A 19311-nucleotide genomic window follows, 5' to 3' on the forward strand; every position below is an offset into this window, starting at 1 on the left:
TCGTACAGCGGGTCAGACGGGCCCGGTCCCGCTGACCGCGTACTCGGGCCGGGACACGCCGGCGGCTCGCCTGTCCACAATGGACTGGAGAATCTCCCCGACCCGGACCGCGGTGTTGGACAGCAGCGACGACGTGATGCCGTGCGTGTGCTCCGTGCCGCCCTGCAGGTAGATCCCGCCGTCCAGCGGCGGTTCGGTGACGATCCGGTAGTCGCGTTCGACGCGGAGCCTGCCCTCGTCGTCACGCGTGCAGGCGGAGGCGAGCTCACCGAGCAACGGCGTCGGGTCCGCCGGGCTGTACCCGGTGGCGTACACGACGAAATCGGCGTCGATGCTGGTCCGCTCCCCGGTCTCCAGCGCCTCGATGGTCACCCGCACTTCGGAGCCGGTGTCGGTGACCTCGGTGGGACGGGAGACGTTGATCAGCTTCAGCCGCTCGATCCCCTGCACCTTCTCGCGATAGACGCGGCGGTAAAGCTCGTCGATGAGTTCGATGTCGACCGCCGAATAGTTGGTCGCGCCGTGGTAGCGCATCAGGCGCTCCTTGACCGCTTCCGGCGCCTCGTAGAACCGCCCGACCGCCTCGGGGTCGAAGATGCGGTTGGCGAACGCGCTGTCGTCGGCCGGGCTGTAGCCGTACCGCGCGAACACCGCGCACACCTCGGCCCGGGGGAAGCGGTCGTGCAGCAGCGCGCTGACCTCGGCCGCGCTCTGGCCGGCGCCGACGACGACGAACCGGCGCGGCTCTTCGGCGGCCATGCCCTCGATCCGGTGCAGCAGTTCGCTGTTGTGCCAGATCCGTGTGCCCGGTGTCACACCTTCGGGGAGGTTCGGCCGCAGTCCGGTGCTCATCACCAGATTGCGGGCGCGCAGGTTCACCAGTTCGCCGTCGGTGCGGGCGTGGACGTCGAAGAACACGATCTCGTCACCGTCGAAGACCGGCGTCACAGAAAGCACTTCGGTGCCGTAGGAAACCAGGTCGTCGACCTTTTCCGCCGCCCATTCGAAGTAGTCGTGGAACTCGATCCGCAACGGGAACAGGTTCTTGTGGTTGATGAAATCGACCAGCCGGTCCTTGCTGTGCAGATACGACAGGAAGCTGAACGAACTCGTCGGGTTCCGCATCGTCGCCAGGTCCTTGAGGAAGGAGACCTGCATCGTGGCGTTGTCGATCAACATCCCGCGATGCCAGCCGAACCGGGGCTGCCGCTCGAGGAAGTGGGCGGTGACCGTCTCCGTTCCGGACGCGCCGTTGTGCTCGGTGACGGCGATGGCGAGCGCCAGGTTGGAAGGCCCGAACCCGACCCCGACCACGTCGTAGACCGGAACTCGTTCACCGACCACTGCTCGTGCCATCTTGAACCCCTAGCGCGGCTCAGCCGCATCTCGGTACTTCGCAACAAAGACCAGGGAACCCTAACCTAAGTTAGGTGAGGCTCAACTAGTACTTTCAGTGGTGATGTTCATCCCTCGACCAGGAGGAGGCCGGTCCCATGCGGGTCGCCATGTTCGGATACCAGACCTGGGGACACCGCACCCTGCGGGCGTTGATCGACGCGGGGCACGATGTCGCCCTCGTCGTCACCCACCCGAAGAGTGACCACGCCTACGAGAAGATCTGGTCCGACTCGGTCGCGGACCTCGCCGAGGCCAACGGGATCCGCGCGCTGCTGCGCCAGCGTCCCGACGACGCCGAGCTGCTGGCGGAGCTGAAGGAAGCCGATCTCGACCTGATCGTCGCCAACAACTGGCGCACCTGGCTGCCGCCCGAGATCTTCGAGATGCCACGCCACGGCACGCTGAACGTCCACGACTCGCTGCTGCCCGCGTACGCCGGCTTCTCGCCGCTGATCTGGGCGCTCATCAACGGCGAGAAGGAAGTGGGCCTGACCGCCCACATGATGGACGCCGACCTCGACGCGGGCGACATCGTGCTGCAGCGGTCGGTCCAGGTCGGCCCGAAGGACACGACGACGGACCTCTTCCACCGGACGGTCGACCTCATCGCCCCGATCACCACCGAGGCGATCGAACTCATCGCGAGCGGGGACTACACACCGGTCAAACAGGACAGGTCGAAGGCCAGCTTCTTCCACAAGCGCGCCCTCGAAGACAGTCTCATCGACTGGTCCTGGCCCGCCGACGAGATCGAGCGGCTCGTGCGCGCGCAGTCCGACCCGTACCCCAACGCCTTCACCTACCACCGTGGCAAGCAACTGCGCGTCGTCCGCTCCTCGGTGTCGGTGGGTCACTACGGCGGAACCCCCGGGCGGATCTTCATCCGTGAGGGTGAAGGTGTCGTCATCGTCGCCGGACCGGAAGCGCGCCGCGGCCGTTCGCACGGTCTCGTCATCGAGCGGGTCCGGACCGAGGACGGCACCGAACTGGCCGCGAACGACTACTTCCGCACCATGGGCGGATACCTCACCACCCGGCCCTGACCTGCCGTTTGACCGTCCCGCGAAAAAAGTCATCGCGGGACCGATGAGTTCCCGCGGAGGGCGCCGTTACATCGGGTAAGAACACTCGATGGGAGGCGCCATGACCGACACGATCGCCGCGGCGAAGGCGGGCGACGAAACCGCCTTCGCCGCGCTCACCGGACGGCACCGGCGGGAACTGCACGTCCACTGCTACCGGATGCTCGGCTCGTTCGACGAGGCGGAGGACGTCGTCCAGGAAACGCTGCTCAACGCGTGGCGCGGGCTGGATACGTTCGACGGCGGCAACTTCCGCGCGTGGCTGTACCGGATCGCCACCAACGCCTGCCTCGACGCGATCCGCAAGAGTGAGCGACGGCTGCCGTCGCTGCGATCGTTCGCCGAAGTCCCGTGGATCCAGCCGTATCCGGACCGGCTGCTGGACGAGATCGCGCCGCCCGAGGCCGAACCGGACGCGCTCGCCGTCGCCAGGGAGACCATCGAACTCGCCTTCCTCGCGGCCTTACAGCTGCTGCCGCCGCAGCAGCGCGCGGTGCTGATTCTGCGCGACGTGCTCGGCTGGCGAGCCGCCGAAACCGCGACCCTGCTCGGCCTCTCCGTCCCGGCCGCGAACAGCGCCCTGCAACGCGGCCGCGCCACCCTGCGCGAACGCCTCCCGCAGCAACGCGGGGAATGGTCCGCCGCCGCGCCGTCCGACGAGGAACGGGCGCTGGTCCGGCGGCTCATCGAGGCCCACGACAGCGGCGACTTCGGCACGCTGGGCAGCCTGGTCCGCGACGACGTCCGCGTGACCATGCCGCCGGAACCGCAGTGCTACATCGGGCTCGAACACCTCGCCCGGCTCGGCGGGATCGCCGAGGAGATGGGCGAATGGCGCTCCGTCGCGGTCGACGCCAACCGCATGCCCGCGTTCGCCTCGTACCTCCGGCGTCCCGGCGACACCGTCTTCCGCGCGTTCAAACTCGATCTTGTCCGCGTCGTCGAGGGCAAGGCGGCGGAGTTCACCACGTTCGACAGTCACCTGTTCCCGGCCTTCGGCCTGGACGCCATCCTGGAGGGATGAAGCGATGCCGGAGAAGATGACCGACGAGCAGCGCCGCGCCTTTCTCACCGAAGGCACCCGTAACGCCGTCTTCGCGACGGTCCGCCCGGACGGCAGGCCGCACGCGGTCCCGGTCTGGTTCGCTCTCGACGGGGACGACATCCTGGTCAACCTGGGCGCCGACACTGTCAAAGGCAAGGCGCTCAAGGAGAATCCGCGTGTTTCGGTGGTCGTCGAGGACCCCGCCCCGCCCTACTCGTTCGTGAGCGTGGAGGGCGTCGCGGAGATCGTTCCGGATCCTGAGGAGGTCCGGCAGGGTTCGGCCCTGATCGCTCAGCGGTATCTCGGGGAGGCCGGGCAGGAGGCGATCGAGGGCTGGCTGGCCTACGCGACGTCACCGGGGAAGGTGATCGTGCGCGTGCGGCCCGAGAACATCGTGGCGATCGCGAAGGTCGGCGGCTGACGGTTCAGTCACGCGTGTCGTCCGTCGGATCACACGCGCCGTCCATCCAGTCACGCGAACCCGCCGGTTTGGCACCAGGAGCACCACTTCCTCAAGTACTTCAAAGCAGTCACGACGCCCACCGCCCGATGTACCGCCGAGCGGGAGCCACTGGCCGCCGCCCCCGTTCGGCGTCAGGATGACCCGGTGACCGAGATCGTTTTCGACGCCAGCACCCGTTCCTGGCTCATCCGCACGGCGGCCACGAGCTACGCGCTCAGACTGGCCGAGGACGACACCCCCGCCCACGTCTACTGGGGCCCCGCGCTCACCCCGGACCAGGTCGCCGACCTCCTCCCCCGGACCCTGACGCGCTGGGACTCCTTCAACGATCCCAACGAGGGCCTGGACGAACTCGCCGCCGACGGCGGCACCCGGTACTGGACCCCCGCCCTCCAGGTCCGGTTCGCCGACGGGACCCGCGCCCTCGAATGGCGGTACGTCTCCCACGACATCGACGGCGGACGCCTGCTGGTCCATTTCCGCGATCGTCACTATCCGTTGCGCATCACGCTCGGCTATCGCGTCCCGGACGGCACCGACGTCGTCGAACGCTGGACCGAACTCACCCACGACGGCACCGAGGGCCCGATCGAGATCATCCGCGCCGACTCGGCGACGTGGGCCGTGCCGATCCGGCCGGATTACCGGATCAGCCATGTCGTCGGCGGTTGGGCCGCGGAGAGCCGGTTGCTCCGGGAGCCGGTGCCCCACGGCGAAACGACGTTCGGCAGCAGGCGCGGCATCACCAGCCACCATGCCAACCCGTGGGTGATGCTCGACGACGGCGAAGCGACCGAGAGGCACGGCGAGGTCTACAGCGCGGCGCTCGCGTGGAGCGGTTCGTGGCGGATCACCACCACCCGCTCGTCCGCCGGCCGCGTCACCGTGACCGGCGGCTCCGGCCAGGACGGCGTCGTCCCCCGGCTCGCACCCGGCGACACGCTCACCACGCCGGTCTTCGCCGGGTTGTACACCGAGGGCGGATTCGGCGCCGCGAGCCGAGCCTGGCACGCGTACACGCTCGGCCATATCCTCCCGTATCCCGGCGAACTCCGGCCGGTGCTCTACAACTCCTGGGAAGCCACGGGTTTCGACGTCACCGAAGACGGACAGCGGAAGCTGGCCGAGAAGGCGGCGGCCCTCGGGGTGGAACTTTTCGTGATGGACGACGGCTGGTTCGGTGCCCGGAACGGCGATCACGCCGGTCTCGGCGACTGGCACGTCAACCGCGACAAGTTCCCGAACGGCCTTGAACCGCTGGTCGGCGAAGTGCACCGACTCGGGATGAAGTTCGGGCTCTGGGTCGAACCCGAAATGGTCAATCCGGACAGCGACCTGTACCGCGCGCATCCGGACTGGGTCCTGCACCATCCACAAAGGACACGCTCGGAGCTGCGGAACCAGCTGGTGCTCAATTTCGCCCGCCCGGACGTCGCCGAGTGGGCGTTCGGCATGCTCGACTCGCTCGTCGGCGAGCACGGGATCGACTTCCTGAAATGGGACATGAATCGCCCGTTCAGCGAAGCGGGCTGGCCCGCCGACGCTGATCCGGATCGACTGTGGGTGGAGCACACTCACGCGGTCTACGCGATCATGGATCGCCTGCGCGCCCGCCACCCCGGGCTGCGGATCGAAGCGTGCAGCGGCGGTGGCGGCCGGATCGATCTCGGGATCATGGCCAGGGCGGATCAGGTCTGGACCTCCGACAACACCGACGCGCTCGACAGGCTCGTCATCCAGCACGGCTACGGCCAGGTGTATCCGGCGCGCGCGATGTCGGCGTGGGTCACCGACGACCCCAACTTCGTCACCCACCGATCCACGCCGCCGCGCTTCCGGTTCCACGTCGCGATGGCCGGTGTGCTCGGCATCGGCGGCGACATCGTCGCATGGCCCGAGGAGGAACTCGAGTACGCGCGCGGACAGATCGCGCTGTACAAGGAGATCCGGCCGGTCGTCCAGCACGGCGAGCTCTACCGTCTCGCGCCGCCGACCGGTGACGGCGTCTCCGCTCTGCAGTACGTGGCGGCCGGCGGTGAGCGTGCGGTCGTGTTCGTGTTCCGGCAAGCGGCACATTTCCACACTCCCGAACGACCGGTCCGGCTCGACGGCCTCGACCCCGCCGCCCGCTACCGCGACGAGGACACCGGGAAGGTGTGGCACGGTGCCCCGCTCCTGGCACACGGCCTGTTCCCTGGTCTGCCGGACGGCGACTTCGCCAGTGTGGTGATCCGGCTGACCAAGCTGTGAGCGCCCGAGAGATCAGATGTATCGCGCATTTTGGGCACCGAAAGGCGGCGATGGCCGCTTGACATCCCCCTAGACATCCGATCGAATGCCCGTCGTATGTGAGCCGCGAGAAGGGTGGCTGGGGCATGAGAAGGTCCTTCGCGTTGGGAGCGGCGCTGCTCCTCGCCGCGAGCCTCACCGGCTGCACCGTGGGCGGCACGGGCGGTTCTGGCAGCGAGATCTCGTTCCTGACCTTCGAGACGCCGAACCTTCCACCGTCCTATTGGGACTCCGCCATCAAACGCGTCACGGACCGCAATCCCGGCCTCAGCGTGAAGAAACTGGTCGCCCCGTCGACCGACCGCACCGGCTACGCCAAGCAACTGCTGCAGTCCGGCCAGTTCCCCGACGTGGCGATCGCCGTCGACTCGGCCGGTTTCGCCGAATCGGGCAACCTCTACGCGTGGACACCCGAGGAACTCAAGGACTTCCAGTTCCCCGGCGCCAACCCGATCAAGGGCGGGCACCACCAGCTTCCCGCCAACACCCAGACCATCCCGCCGATCTACTACAACAAGAAGCTCTTCACCGACGCCGGGATCACGTCGCCGCCGAAGACCTGGTCGGAACTGCTTGCCGCGTCGGAGAAGCTGAAGGCGAAGGGCATCAAGCCGTTCACCATCGGCGGCGGCAAGGAAGGCTTCCCGTCCGCGATGCTGCTGGACGGCCTGGTCAGCGTCGAGGTCTACGGCAAGACACCGGACTGGCTTTCCCAGCGGCGGGCAGGCAAGGTCAAGTTCAGCGACCCGGCCTTCCAGCAGGCGTTCGGCAAGTTCGCCGATCTGGTGGCCAAGGGGTACATCGACAAGACACAGGTCTCGCGGGACTATTCGGCGACCGAGGCGGCCTTCCTCGACGGCGAAGGCGCGATGTACCCGATGGGCAACTGGTTCGCCGCCAGTGCCGATGCCAAGAAGCCTTCCTTCGAGATCGGTGTCTTCAACTTCCCTTCCGAGGACGGGAAACTCGTCGTGCCCGCCTATACCGGTGGCGGCATCGTCGTCAACGCGAAGTCGCCGAACCTCGACGCGGCAAGGAAGTTCGCGCTCGCGTTCCAACTCGACAAGCAACAGATCGATGCCTCGGTCAAGGCCGACGGACTGTTCCCCGCGATCAAGGGCTACACGCCGCCCTCCGACGTCGGCCCGGTCTTCAAGGCGGGCTACGAGCTCTACCAGGAAGCCGTCGCGAAGAACGCCGTCGTCAACGCCTTCAGCTGGGAAACCGCCGACGACGGGCTCCTGCCGGGGATGAAGGACAAGGTCTACCAGGCCGCGCAGGACGTCATCATCGGCCGCAAGACGGTGTCCGACGCGTGCGCGTTCCTGGACACCGAGTGGGCGAAGGCGCGCTGACACCACGATGGGGAGGAAACCGATCCTGCCACGGGTGTGGCATTTCGCCTCGTTCGGCGCACCCGGTGTCGTCATCTATCTCTGCTTCGTCATGGCGCCGATCCTCATCAGCTTCGGCTACAGCCTGACGAACCACAACCCGTTCGATCCGCCCGCGGAATTCGTGGGTCTCGAGAACTACCGGCTGCTGTTCGAGGACGAGCAGTTCCTGACCGCGCTCCGGGTCACCACGATCCTGACCGTGATCGTCGTGCTCGTGCCGAACGTGCTCGGGCTCGGCGTCGCCCTGCTGCTCGACCGGAAAGGCTGGCTGTACAACGCTTTGCGGAGCGTGTTCTTCACGCCCGTGATCCTCAGCTCGGTCGTGGTCAGCATCATCTGGACGAAGCTGCTCGACGACCGGGGACCGGTCAACGACGCGCTCCGCGCCCTCGGCGTCGCACATCCGCCTGGCTGGCTTTCAGATCCGGACCTCGCGCTGTACTCGCTGGCTTCGATCGTGTGCTGGCAGATGCTGGGGTTCTGCGTGGTCGTGTACCTCGCAGGCCTGCAAGGCGTGCCCGCCGAACTGCTGGAGGCGGCGGAGATCGACGGCGCCGGACCGGTCCGGCGGTTCCGCGCGGTGACCTGGCCGCTGCTCGCGCCGTCCTTGACCATCAACACCGTCGTCCTGCTGATCTCGGCGTTCAAGACCTACGACCACGTCAAGGTGGTCACCAACGGCGGGCCGGGTTCGGGGACCACCGCCACCATCGCGTTCGACGTCCTCGCCACCGGCCTCGACGCGAACCACGTCGGCTACGCGTCCGCGATGGCCGTGGTGATGCTGGTGATCGTGGCGACGCTGACCACGATCGTGCTGCGGTTCCTGCGGCGGCGGGAGGTCGACCTGTGACCACAAAGGACGGTTCGTGGCTACGGCCCGCCTCGGCGATCCTGGTGAGCGCGATCTTCTTCGTGCCGCTGTACTACGTGCTCGTCAACGTGTTCAAACCCGGCGACCGGATCGCCGAGGAGCCGGCGTCGGTCCCGCTGCCACCGACGCCGGCCAACATCCACGCCGTGCTCACCCGGCCCGACGGCCTGTTCTGGGTGAGCCTGGCGAACAGCATGCTCGTCACCCTGCTGTCGATCCTGGTGCTGACCGTGCTTTCGGCGATGCTCGGGCACTACCTCGCGCGCTCGGACCGGCGGTGGACCAAGGTGCTCACGCTGATCCTGTTGGCGGGTTTGATGATCCCTCCCCAGGTGATCCTGATCCCGGTCACCGAGGTGCTGCGGCTGACCGGGTTGATGGCGACGCTGCAGGGCTTGGTGCTGTTCAACGTCGGCTACTACGTGCCGTTCGGCGTTTTCGTGTTCACCGGGTTCATCCGCGGGGTGCCGGTGGAACTCGAGGAGGCCGCCCGGCTCGACGGGGCGAGCCGCGCACAGGTGTTCTGGCGGATCGTGTTCCCGCTGCTGCGCCCGGCGACGGCGAGTGTGCTGATCTTCCTCGGGGTGTGGATCTGGAACGACTTCATCGATCCGTTGATCATCCTCGGGCCCAGCCAGGGCACCACGATCACCACCGGGATCTACCGCTCGATCGGCCAGTACCAGACGGATCTCGGCAGCGTGTTCGCGCTGATGTTCCTGGCCACGCTGCCGGTGCTGATCTTCTACCTGGCCCTGCAGAAGCAGTTCGTGAAGGGGCTCACCGGCGGCGCCACCAAGGGCTGACCCCTGCCGCGTTCAGTCCTCTGAATGCGCTGAGCATTCAGAGGACTAATGCTCAGAGTTCCGTGACCTTCCCGTCGGCGACTTCCAGCCGCCGCGTCGTCGCCACCGCGTCGAGCATCCGCCGGTCGTGTGTCACCAGCAGCAGCGTCCCCGGATACTCCGACAGCGCCGACTCCAACTGCTCGATCGCGGGCAGGTCGAGGTGGTTCGTCGGCTCGTCGAGCACCAGCAGGTTCACCCCGCGCGCCTGCAGCAGCGCCAGCGCCGACCGGGTCCGCTCCCCCGGCGACAGCGTGGCCGCCGACCGCAGGACGTGGGCGGCCTTGAGCCCGAACTTCGCCAGCAGTGTCCGGACGTCGGCGTCGGCGAGTTCCGGGACCTCACGGGCGAACGCCTCGACGAGCGGAAGGTCGCCGAGGAACAGCTTCCGTGCCTGGTCGACCTCGCCGACCACGACACCGGAGCCGAGCGACGCGGCGCCTTCGTCCACCGGGACCCGCCCGAGCAGGGCGGCGAGCAGCGTCGACTTCCCGGCGCCGTTGGCCCCGGTGATCGCGACCTTGTCCGCCCAGTCGATCTGCAGGTCCACCGGACCGAGGGTGAATTCACCCCGCCGCACCACCGCGCCGCGCAAGGTCGCCACGACCGCGCCCGCCCGGGGCGCCGCGGCGATCTCCATCCGCAGTTCCCATTCCTTGCGCGGCTCCTCGACGACGTCGAGCCGCTCGATCATGCGGTCGGTCTGCCGGGCCTTCGACGCCTGCTTCTCCGTCGCCTCGCTCCGGAACTTGCGGCCCACCTTGTCGTTGTCGGTGGCCTTGCGGCGGGCGTTCTTTACGCCCTTCTCCATCCACGAACGCTGCATCGAGCCCCGCGCTTCGAGCGAGGCCTTGGTGTTCGCGAACTCCTCGTACTCCTCACGGGCGTGCCGCCGCGCGACGGCGCGTTCCTCCAGATAGGACTCGTAACCGCCGCCGTAGGTCCGCACCTGCTGCTGCGCGTAGTCGAGTTCGACGACGCGGTCCACGGTGCGGGCGAGGAACTCCCGGTCGTGGCTGACCAGCACGGTCCCGGCGCGCAGCCCGGTCACGAACCGCTCGAGCCGGTCCAGGCCGTCGAGGTCGAGGTCGTTGGTCGGCTCGTCGAGCAGGAAGATGTCGTACCGGCTCAGCAGCAGCGAGGCCATCCCCGCCCGGGCCGCCTGCCCGCCGGACAGCGACATCATCGGCTGGTCGAGGTTCACGGTGAGCCCGAGATCCGCGACGACCTCGCCCGCCCGCTCGTCCAGGTCGGCGCCGCCGAGCGCGAGCCAGCGGTCGAGGGCCAGACCGTAGGCGTCGTCCGCGCCGGGTTCCCCCGCGGTGAGCGCTTCGGTGGCGGCGTCGAGTTCGGCTTGGGCGGCGGTGACGCCGGTACGGCGCGAGAGGAACGCACGGACGGACTCACCCTCACGGCGTTCCGGCTCCTGCGGGAGGTGACCGACGGTGGCCGTCGGCGGGTTCAGCCGGACGCTGCCCTCTTCCGGCGGTACGAGGCCGCCGAGGGTCTTCAGCAGGGTCGACTTGCCCGCGCCGTTGACGCCGACGAGACCGATCACTTCGCCCGGGGCGACGACCAGGTCGAGACCGGAGAACAGCAGACGGTCGCCGTGGCCGGCGGCGAGATCCTTGGCAACGAGTGTGGCGCTCATGAGATCGGTAAGTCTACGGGGACCGATTGAACAGCTCGTGGTCCCTCGGAAGAGTGGCAAGTATCCAAGCGATCACGGAACGTGGGTAACCTGGTTGTTCTTCTGGACCCGAACGAACCCCCTGAGTATTGAGGTCGGTGACAGCAAATGGCGGATTCCGCCACCCAGGTCCCCGTCGTCCACCAGCAGAAAGGCGGTACCCGTAGGCCGACGTTGAGCAGGCGGCGGGAAGTCAGTCACGCCAGCGCGCGGTCCCTGTTGATGACGATCCTCGGCGAATACGTCCTGCCCCGCGACCGGCCCATCTGGACATCGACGCTGGTCGAGGCGCTGCACGTGCTCGACATCGAGGAAAAGTCCGCACGGCAGGCGCTCGCCCGTTCTTCCGCCGAGGGCTGGGTCGTCTCCGAACGCGTCGGACGAAGAGTGCGCTGGTCGCTCACTCCACCAGGCAGGCGACTCCTGACCGAAGGTGCCGAACGGATCTACGCCTTCGGCAACGAGGAGAAGGCATGGGACGGCCGCTGGCTGATGTTGATCGTGTCGGTCCCAGAAGCGAAGAGGGACCTCCGGCACCGGCTGCGCACGCGCCTGACCTGGGCCGGATTCGGCTCACCGGTGGCGGGCGTCTGGGTCAGCCCGGATCTCAGCCGCCAGCGGGAAGCCCAGCAGATCGTGCAGGAACTCGGCCTCGACGCACAGGCGATGTCGTTCACCGCCGCCTATGGCGACGTCGGTGACCAGGAAACGATGGTCGCGCGGTCCTGGGATCTGAGCGAACTGAAGGACCGCTACGAAGACTTCATCGACCGCTTCACCGGTTTGCGGCCTTCGGGTGAGCGTGGCGTCCTGCGCGCGCAGACCGAACTCGTCCACGAATGGCGCAGCTTCCCGTTCCTCGATCCGCGTCTTCCGCTGAAACTCCTTCCCGACGGTTGGAGTGGCGTGCGCGCGGCGGACCTCTTCCACCGCAAGCACGTCGAATGGCGACCAGAAGCACAGGCGCAATGGGACGAACTCGCGGACTCCTCCGGCTAGGGTCACGGAAAACGATCTAGCGGAGGGACTTCGTCTTGGCCACCTCGATCCGCCTCGACCGCGAGGGCGACATCGCCGTCCTGACCATCGCTTCGCCGCCGCTGAATCTTTACACCGCGGAACTCCAGCAGGAACTGGGCGAGGCGATCGGCGAACTGGAGGCCACGCCGCCGCGCGCGGCGCTGATCCGGGCCGAGGGGAAGATCGTCAGCGGCGGCGTCGACGTCTCCCTGTTCGACGCCCAGGCGAGCGCGGCCGAAGCGAAGGTGCTCTTCGACGAGATGCTGGCGATCCCCGACCGGATCGCCGCCCTCCCCTTCCCCACCGTGTTCGCCGCCCACGGCCTGTGCCTGACCTGGGCCTTCGAGGTGGCTGTCGCCTGCGACATCATTCTCGCCAGTGAAAAGGCCAAGTTCGGCCTGGTCGAACGCGTCGTCGGCCTGACGCCGACCATGGGCGGCACACAGCGGCTCGCCGCCCGCGCCGGCGTCGGCCGCGCCAAGGAGTTCGTGATGACCGGTGCGACCTACGACGCCGCGACACTCGAACGCTGGAACGTGGTGAACCGGGTGTTCCCGATCGACGGCTTCGACGAGGCCGTGCGCGCCTTCACGACCGACCTCGCGCAGGGGCCGACAAAGGCGCACGCGGCCACCAAGAAGGTCCTCGAGCACTACGAGCACGGCGGCGTCGCCGAGGCGAACGAGCACATCACGACGATCGCCGCCGGGCTCTTCGACACCGAGGACCTGCGCGGCGCGGTGAAGTCGTTCCTCGCCGACGGCCCGGGCAAGGCGACCTTCACCGGCCGCTGATTCGCTAAGGCCGCTGACCGACCGCGTCCACCACGCCGGACGCGGTCACCGCGGTCGAATTCGTGCCCAGGTACAGGAACGTGTCCGCGGCGAAGACGATCACCATCGGCTCCGCATCCGGACCGTCACTGGGCTTCAACGGCCACGTGATCCCGACTCCGGGCCTTCCGGCGGCGTCGTGGGCGGTCTTCAGGACCCGAAGCCTGGGCACCTTCGCCGCGGCTTCGAACAGGGCGGCGCGGGTCCCAGGCGAGAGGTAGTACCCGCTCGCCAGCTCCTGGATGTCCTTGCCCATCGCGTTGTAGTCGCCGTCCTCACCGGAGTGGTGGGCGTTGAGGTACGCGAACATCGCATCGGGGTCGGTGGGGAGGTCGCGGCGATCGTGGACGGTCGGCACGCATGGCTCGGTGCGCCCCTCCACCGGCTCCCCGCCCTTGTACACCTGCGCTTTCCCGTCCCGGCAGCCCGGGAGCCGCAGGAGCGATCCGTCCGCCATCTTGATCACGCCGTCCCGGGTGCCGTCGGCCGAGAACCACGATTCCCGTTCGCCATCGGGAGCCTTGGTCTTGGTGTAGAGGAATTGGTCGGGCCTCGGCGGCGTGGCGGGAGACTTCAGCGCGGCCGCGGCGGCGTTGCGGAGCACCGTCACGGGATCCGCGGCGGCCGCGGGCGGTTCGAGACCGACCTGCTCGACGGGCGCCAGCGCGACGACGGCGGTGATGGCCGCGGCCAGCCCGACCGCGGCCGCCCCGGTCCAGACCCAGCGCCGTCGTTTCCTCAGTGGTGCCACGGTTTTCGTTTCGGCGGCGGCGATCTCGGCCATCAAGCGCGCCCGGGCCAGGCCGAGTGCGCCGGATTCCGCGAGCGGCACCGTGCCGGTCCGCTCGGCGATCAACTGCAGCTCATCCATGAGTGGAGATCTCCTTCGAAGTCGTGGTCTCCGGGCGCCCCAGCGCCTCGCGGACCTTGCGGCGGGCGCGGTTGAGCCGCGAGCGGACGGTGCCGAGCGGAATGCCCAGCGCCGAGGCCACTTCCTCGTAGCTCAGGCCTTCTCCGGCGAACAACGTGAGCGCGTCCCGGTCTCCGTCGTTCAATTCCGCCAGCGCGGCGTCCAGCAGCTTCCCCATCGCCTCGGCGGTCACCTGCTCCGCGACGCGCTCGGCGTGCCCTTCTTCGTGAGAAGGCGGGCCGAGGGCTTCCCGCAGCTTCAGCTCCTTGGCCTCCTCACGACGCCGCTGCGCCACGAGGTTGGTGGCGATCCCGTAGAGCCATGGCCGGGCGTCGCGGCGCTCGGTGTCGTAGCCCTCGCGTTTGCGGAAGGCCACCAGGAACGCCTCCCCCAGCGCGTCCTCGGCGGCGGCCGGCCCGATGCGCCTGACCAGGTAACGGTGGATGTGCGCGGCATGCCGGTCGAAGATCGCGGAGAACCAGTCCGGCCTGGTCACCGATCTCGCGATCAACTCCGCGTCTTCGAGATCGTCCGGATCCGCCCCAGATGAGCTCATGAACCGCCCTTCGCCGTTCGTCAGTGTCATCTGCTATCCGCGGCCGGGGCCGAACGGGTTCACGAGAGCCGAATCGGTCTAGACCTTTTATGCTTCCCGCGCTACATTCAAGTGTGGTCTAGACCACACGCGCCATTTTTCAGAGCAGGTCAGTCTCGCCGCCTCTTTTGGAGAGAACCGCCATGAGACGCACCGGAAAACGACTACTCAGCGCATTCACCGTGACACTCCTCGCCGCCGGGCTCTTGGTAGCCGCGGGCAGTCCGGCACTGGCGGCGGGCCGCCTCCGCGCCGCCTTCACCTTGACCGGAACCAACGGTGAGTACACCGTCACCAATCCCAGCAGCGAAACCGTCGCCGACTGGACCATCACCTTCACCGTCCCCGCCGGCGTGACCGCCACCAGCGGCTCCAACGGCACGGTTTCCCAAACGGGCAACCAGGTCACCCTCACCCCGGCGTACTACATCAAATCGCTCGCGCCGGGCCGTTCGACCTACCCCTACAGCCCGTCCTTCCGGCTCAGTTCGGCCGTCAACCCGACCACGTGCCGGATCGACGACGCGAACTGCGACGGTTCGGGCGACACGCCGCCGTCGACCCCGGCCAACCTGCGACTCGTGGCGAAGACGACCACGACCGCCGCGCTGGCCTGGACCGCGTCGGCACCGGGCTCGCTGCCCGTCGCCGGCTACGACGTCTACCAGGGCACCACGCTGGCGACCTCGGTCACCGGCACCGAAGCGAGGATCACCGGGCTGACGCCGAACACGGCCTACAGCTTCACCGTCGTCGCCAAGGACAGGAAGGACGCCAAGTCGCCGCCCACCCCGGCGCTCGCGGTGACCACCAACAACCCGGGCGACGACACCCAGGCGCCGACCGCGCCGTCGAACCTCCGCTCGACCGCGGTCACGTCGGGCTCCGTCGCGCTGGCGTGGAACGCGTCGACGGACAACACCGGCGTCGTTTCCTACGACGTCTACCGCGGTACGACCCTCGCCACGACGGTGACCGGGACGACCGCGACGGTCAGCGGGCTTTCACCGTCCACTTCGTACTCTTTCACGGTCAAAGCCCGCGACGGGTACGACAACGTCTCCGCGGCGAGCGCGGCCGTCAGCGCTCGCACCGGCGACATCGTGAACGGGTACGCCCGGGTCGGCTACTTCGTCCAGTGGGGCATCTACGGCCGCCAGTTCTTCGTGAAGAACATGGTGACCAATGGATCGGCCGCCAAGCTGACCCATCTGCTGTACGCCTTCGGGAACATCGACCCGGTCAACCACACCTGCCTTTCGGGTGTCACCAAGGGAACGACGTCCAATCCGCAGGACCCGAACCAGGGTGACGGCGCGGGCGACGCGGAAGCCGACTACTCGCGGCCGATGTCCGCCGCCCAGTCCGTCGACGGTGTCGGCGACACCGGCTGGGAAACGCTGCGCGGCAACTTCAACCAGCTGAAGAAGCTCAAAGTCAAGTACCCCAACATGAAGATCCTCATCTCGCTGGGCGGCTGGACCTACTCGAAGTACTTCTCCGACGTCGCGGCCACCGCCGCGTCGCGGCAGAAGTTCGTCGCGTCGTGCATCGACACGTACCTGAAGGGCAACATCAAGGCGTACGGCGGTGCGGGCGGCCCAGGAACGGCCGCGGGCATCTTCGACGGCATCGACATCGACTGGGAATGGCCGGGCAGCCCCGACGGGCACCCCGGGAACCACTGGAGCGCCAACGACAAGACGAACCTGACGGCCCTGCTGGCCGAGTTCCGCACGCAGATGGACGCCTATGGCGCGACCACCGGCAAGCGGTACGAACTGCAGGCGTTCACCCCCGCCGACCCGGCGAAGGTCAAGGGCGGCTGGGAGATCCCGAAGATCTTCGACTACCTCGACGTCGCGAACGTGCAGGGTTACGACTTCCACGGCTCGGGCAGCGACAACTCGTGGGAGCCGAACCGCACCGGCCATCAGGGCAACCTCTACGCCGACGCGGACGATCCGTACAACTTCAAGTTCAGTGTCGAATCAGCGATCAACGCCTACACCGAGGCCGGAGCCAATCCACGGAAACTGACCCTCGGGCTCGCGTTCTACGGGAGAGGCTGGCAAGGGGTCGCGGACGGCGGCAAGAAGGGCGAGTGGCAGAGCGCGACAGGAGCCGCGCCGGGCCAGTTCGCCGAGGAAGCAGGTACTCGTGGCTACGCGAATCTCTTGGCCAGTGTCCCCAATTGCGCCGTCCAGCACGACACCGCGGCAGTGGCCACGTCGTGCTACACCGGCAACGGCGGGCAATGGTGGACCTTCGATGACGCCTGGTCCATCCAGCAGAAGGTCGCCTGGCTCAAGACCAGAGGACTGCTGGGAGTCATGGCCTGGGAGATGTCGGGTGACACCGGATCCCTCATGACCACAGTGGACAATTCGCTGAAGTGACGGTTCCCGGGGGTGCCGGTGTTCGTCACCGGCACCCCCGGGACCGTTCGTTCAGCCCGCTGAACAGCACCGGGCTCTTTCTTTTCGAGGCGAACAAAGGTCTTGACGCGCCTGGTTCAGACCATGACACTGAATCGCGCGCCGCCGGTGACCTGGCTCACATCCGCCCGAGGAGAACCATGTCCCTACCGAGGAAACTGCTCGCCCTGACCACCCTCGTCCCCTTGGCGCTAGGCCTTTTCAGCGCCCCTTCCCAGGCCGCGCCCGCCACCTTCACCCATCCCGGCGTGCTGGTCAGCCGCCCGCAACTGGACTTCGTCCGCGCCAAGGTCCAGACAGGCGCGCAACCGTGGAAACAAGCTTACGACGCGATGATGTCGCATTCGTACGTGTCGCTGTCCCGATCACCGAAACCACGCGCCATCGTCGAATGCGGTTCGTATTCGAATCCGAACATCGGCTGTACCGATGAGCGGCAAGACGCGATCGCCGCGTATTCCCTTTCGCTGGCGTGGTATATCACGCGCGACGCGAAATACGCGACCAAGGCGATCGAGATCATGGACGCCTGGTCCGCGGTACTGAAGGATCACACGAACAGCAACGCTCCCCTGCAGTCGGCGTGGTCGGCCTCCTCGTGGCCGCGCGCCGCGGAGATCATCAAGCACACCTACACGAGCTGGCCGAACTCCGGCCGCTTCGGCATCATGCTCCGGAACGTGTACCTGCCCGAGGTGATCAACGGCAGTCACAGCAACGGAAACTGGGAACTCAGCATGACCGAAGCCGCGATCGGCATCGCCGTGTTCCTCGACGACAAGGCGGCCTACGACAAGGCCGTCGCGAAGTTCCGCACCCGCGTCCCCGCCTACCTCTACCTGACCAGCGACGGCGCGCTTCCGAAGACCGCGCCCGGCAGCGGCCTGGACACCCGCGACAAGATCGTGAAGTACTGGCAAGGTCAGACGACGTTCGTCAACGGCCTCTCCCAGGAGACGTGCCGCGACTTCACCCACACCGGCTACGGCCTCGCCGCCATCGCGAACTTCGCCGAGACCACCCGCATCCAGGGCCAGGGCCTCTACCCCGAGATCGCCGACCGCCTCCGCGAAGGCCTCGGCTTCCACGCGAAGTACCAGATGGGCGCGGCCGTCCCGTCGTGGCTCTGCGGCGGCAACCTGAAGCTCGGCCTCGGCCCGATCACCGAGGTCGGCTACAACCACCTCCACACCCGCCTCGGGCACACCATGAGCAACACCGAGGCCCTCACCCTGCGCCAGCGCCCGGCCGGCACCAACAACCTCTTCGTCTCCTGGCAGACCCTCACCCACGCCGGCAACCCACAGTGACCCCGTGCGGGCCGCCCGCATGCGGCAGGGCGGCCCTCACGGTCCGTTTTCGCAGCTCAGACACACAGTGACCCCTGGTTGCAAGCGCCTGTTCGGGACCCGCTAAAGTACTCACATCGCACTCCACGGAGCGCGGGTCCGGGCTGTGGCGCAGTTTGGTAGCGCACTTGACTGGGGGTCAAGGGGTCGCAGGTTCGAATCCTGTCAGCCCGACGGACAGAAGAGCCGCTTGATTTGGACGAAAGTCCGGGTCAGGCGGTTTTTTCGTTTCACCGGCGGAGGTGGAAATGAGCGCAGCCATGGAACGCGACCAAGTCCCCGTCCCGGACATCACTATCCGGGATGCACTGACCACGGACGGGCCCCTGCTGGCTCAGGTCGACTCGGCGGCCGTGGCCGGGAACTTCGGCAGGAGCGCCGAGATCCAGCACTGGGTGACCACCGCCGACACCCGGATCGCGCACTCCCGGGGGCAGGTGACCGGCTACTGCGTCACCGAATACACCTTTTTCGGCCAAGCCTTCGTCACGATGCTCATGGTCGCCGAGAACACACGCGGCCTCGGAGTCGGCGCCCGCCTGCTGCTGGACGCACAACAACGCCGGAACACCCCCAAGTTGTTCACCTCCACGAACCTGTCCAACCAGCCCATGCAAAGGCTCCTCACCCGCCTTGGCTGGCAATCGGCCGGAATCGTCTACGGCCTCGACGACGGAGACCCCGAACTGTTCTTCCTCGCCCCCGCAGACACCCAGCTACCGTGAAGCTTCTCGTTCACACCGGCGGAGATGGCCGCTACACGCGGAGGCTGAGCGGCGACATATCCGGTACCAGGAAGACGGGGAGGTGCCACCGGATGAGGTCTGATCGCGTGATCCAGCTGCGCCGAGCGCGGACAGTAGCGATCGACGACGCCGACCGCCGCCCAGAGAAGCCGACCTACCCCGGGCTCGTCTTCCACCACCGCCGCGGCGGCCTCCTCGTCGACAAGGTCTGACTGCGACCACCGCGGTCCTTGCCCTCGGCTCAGGACTGCTGCCGGCGGGGAACCCTGTCGAGAGGTTCTGCAACTGTTCGCCGGCCTCGGCGTCGTCGCGGCCGACCAGCACTGCGTTGCTGCGA

At 67.6% G+C, this 19311-nt stretch carries 17 protein-coding genes and 1 tRNA gene; 14 read left to right on the forward strand and 4 right to left on the reverse strand.

The window, feature by feature from the left end:
- Positions 1 to 12: 12 nt before the first annotated feature.
- Complete coding sequence (locus ACIHAO_RS25525) at positions 13 to 1356, reverse strand: lysine N(6)-hydroxylase/L-ornithine N(5)-oxygenase family protein (RefSeq protein ID WP_396561795.1); 1344 nt, start codon at positions 1354 to 1356, stop codon at positions 13 to 15.
- A gap of 137 nt (positions 1357 to 1493) precedes the next feature.
- Between ACIHAO_RS25525 and ACIHAO_RS25530 the strand changes: the two genes are divergently transcribed.
- The 7 genes from ACIHAO_RS25530 to ACIHAO_RS25560 all read left to right on the forward strand — a co-directional run bounded on the left by ACIHAO_RS25530 (position 1494) and on the right by ACIHAO_RS25560 (position 9354).
- Positions 1494 to 2441 carry a methionyl-tRNA formyltransferase gene (locus ACIHAO_RS25530; protein WP_125784236.1) on the forward strand — a complete coding sequence of 316 codons (948 nt, stop codon included), beginning with the start codon at positions 1494 to 1496 and terminating at the stop codon, positions 2439 to 2441.
- A 100-nt stretch (positions 2442 to 2541) separates the two neighbouring features.
- Positions 2542 to 3504, forward strand: a complete 963-nt coding sequence (locus tag ACIHAO_RS25535) for an RNA polymerase subunit sigma-70 (RefSeq protein WP_396561798.1) — start codon at positions 2542 to 2544, stop codon at positions 3502 to 3504.
- A 4-nt stretch (positions 3505 to 3508) separates the two neighbouring features.
- Complete coding sequence (locus tag ACIHAO_RS25540) at positions 3509 to 3946, forward strand: PPOX class F420-dependent oxidoreductase (RefSeq protein WP_396561800.1); 438 nt, start codon at positions 3509 to 3511, stop codon at positions 3944 to 3946.
- A gap of 186 nt (positions 3947 to 4132) precedes the next feature.
- Entirely contained in the window at positions 4133 to 6238 is a 2106-nt protein-coding gene (locus ACIHAO_RS25545) for an alpha-galactosidase (RefSeq protein WP_396561802.1), read from the forward strand.
- Positions 6239 to 6363: 125 nt separating this feature from the next.
- Entirely contained in the window at positions 6364 to 7632 is a 1269-nt protein-coding gene (locus ACIHAO_RS25550) for an extracellular solute-binding protein (RefSeq protein ID WP_396561804.1), read from the forward strand.
- A gap of 7 nt (positions 7633 to 7639) precedes the next feature.
- Positions 7640 to 8527: a carbohydrate ABC transporter permease gene (locus ACIHAO_RS25555; protein WP_396561806.1), complete on the forward strand. Its 888-nt coding sequence runs from the start codon at positions 7640 to 7642 to the stop codon at positions 8525 to 8527.
- Positions 8524 to 9354, forward strand: a complete 831-nt coding sequence (locus ACIHAO_RS25560; protein ID WP_125784247.1) for a carbohydrate ABC transporter permease — start codon at positions 8524 to 8526, stop codon at positions 9352 to 9354. The genes ACIHAO_RS25555 and ACIHAO_RS25560 overlap by 4 nt, the downstream gene beginning before the upstream one ends.
- A gap of 52 nt (positions 9355 to 9406) precedes the next feature.
- Here ACIHAO_RS25560 and ACIHAO_RS25565 read toward each other — a convergent pair whose 3' ends face one another.
- Complete coding sequence (locus ACIHAO_RS25565) at positions 9407 to 11044, reverse strand: ABC-F family ATP-binding cassette domain-containing protein (RefSeq protein ID WP_396561808.1); 1638 nt, start codon at positions 11042 to 11044, stop codon at positions 9407 to 9409.
- Positions 11045 to 11191: 147 nt separating this feature from the next.
- Here ACIHAO_RS25565 and ACIHAO_RS25570 point away from each other — a divergent pair, with 147 nt between their 5' ends.
- Both ACIHAO_RS25570 and ACIHAO_RS25575 read left to right on the forward strand, forming a co-directional pair.
- The gene (locus ACIHAO_RS25570; RefSeq protein WP_396561810.1) at positions 11192 to 12082 is read left to right on the forward strand and encodes a PaaX family transcriptional regulator C-terminal domain-containing protein; all 891 of its coding nucleotides are present in this window, start codon (positions 11192 to 11194) and stop codon (positions 12080 to 12082) included.
- A 35-nt stretch (positions 12083 to 12117) separates the two neighbouring features.
- Positions 12118 to 12897 carry an enoyl-CoA hydratase/isomerase family protein gene (locus ACIHAO_RS25575; RefSeq protein WP_396561812.1) on the forward strand — a complete coding sequence of 260 codons (780 nt, stop codon included), beginning with the start codon at positions 12118 to 12120 and terminating at the stop codon, positions 12895 to 12897.
- Positions 12898 to 12901: 4 nt separating this feature from the next.
- Here ACIHAO_RS25575 and ACIHAO_RS25580 read toward each other — a convergent pair whose 3' ends face one another.
- The gene (locus ACIHAO_RS25580) at positions 12902 to 13807 is read right to left on the reverse strand and encodes a CU044_5270 family protein (protein ID WP_396561814.1); all 906 of its coding nucleotides are present in this window, start codon (positions 13805 to 13807) and stop codon (positions 12902 to 12904) included.
- Positions 13800 to 14402: an RNA polymerase sigma factor gene (locus tag ACIHAO_RS25585; protein ID WP_396561816.1), complete on the reverse strand. Its 603-nt coding sequence runs from the start codon at positions 14400 to 14402 to the stop codon at positions 13800 to 13802. The genes ACIHAO_RS25580 and ACIHAO_RS25585 overlap by 8 nt, the downstream gene beginning before the upstream one ends.
- A 221-nt stretch (positions 14403 to 14623) precedes the next feature.
- On the opposite strand from ACIHAO_RS25585, the gene ACIHAO_RS25590 reads away from it, so the two are divergent.
- The 5 genes from ACIHAO_RS25590 (at position 14624) to ACIHAO_RS25610 (ending at position 19186) form a co-directional block, all read left to right on the forward strand.
- Positions 14624 to 16840, forward strand: a complete 2217-nt coding sequence (locus tag ACIHAO_RS25590; RefSeq protein WP_396561868.1) for a glycosyl hydrolase family 18 protein — start codon at positions 14624 to 14626, stop codon at positions 16838 to 16840.
- 179 nt (positions 16841 to 17019) lie between these two features.
- Positions 17020 to 18189, forward strand: a complete 1170-nt coding sequence (locus ACIHAO_RS25595) for an alginate lyase family protein (RefSeq protein ID WP_396561818.1) — start codon at positions 17020 to 17022, stop codon at positions 18187 to 18189.
- A 139-nt stretch (positions 18190 to 18328) separates the two neighbouring features.
- A tRNA-Pro gene (locus ACIHAO_RS25600) sits at positions 18329 to 18402 on the forward strand.
- 74 nt (positions 18403 to 18476) lie between these two features.
- Positions 18477 to 18953 (forward strand): GNAT family N-acetyltransferase, encoded by a 477-nt coding sequence (locus ACIHAO_RS25605; RefSeq protein ID WP_396561820.1) that lies wholly within the window; start codon positions 18477 to 18479, stop codon positions 18951 to 18953.
- 92 nt (positions 18954 to 19045) lie between these two features.
- Positions 19046 to 19186 (forward strand): hypothetical protein, encoded by a 141-nt coding sequence (locus ACIHAO_RS25610; RefSeq protein ID WP_396561822.1) that lies wholly within the window; start codon positions 19046 to 19048, stop codon positions 19184 to 19186.
- The last annotated feature ends 125 nt before the right edge of the window (positions 19187 to 19311 follow it).

The sequence above is a fragment of the Amycolatopsis sp. NPDC052450 genome (assembly GCF_044547565.1).
Lineage (GTDB): Bacteria > Actinomycetota > Actinomycetes > Mycobacteriales > Pseudonocardiaceae > Amycolatopsis.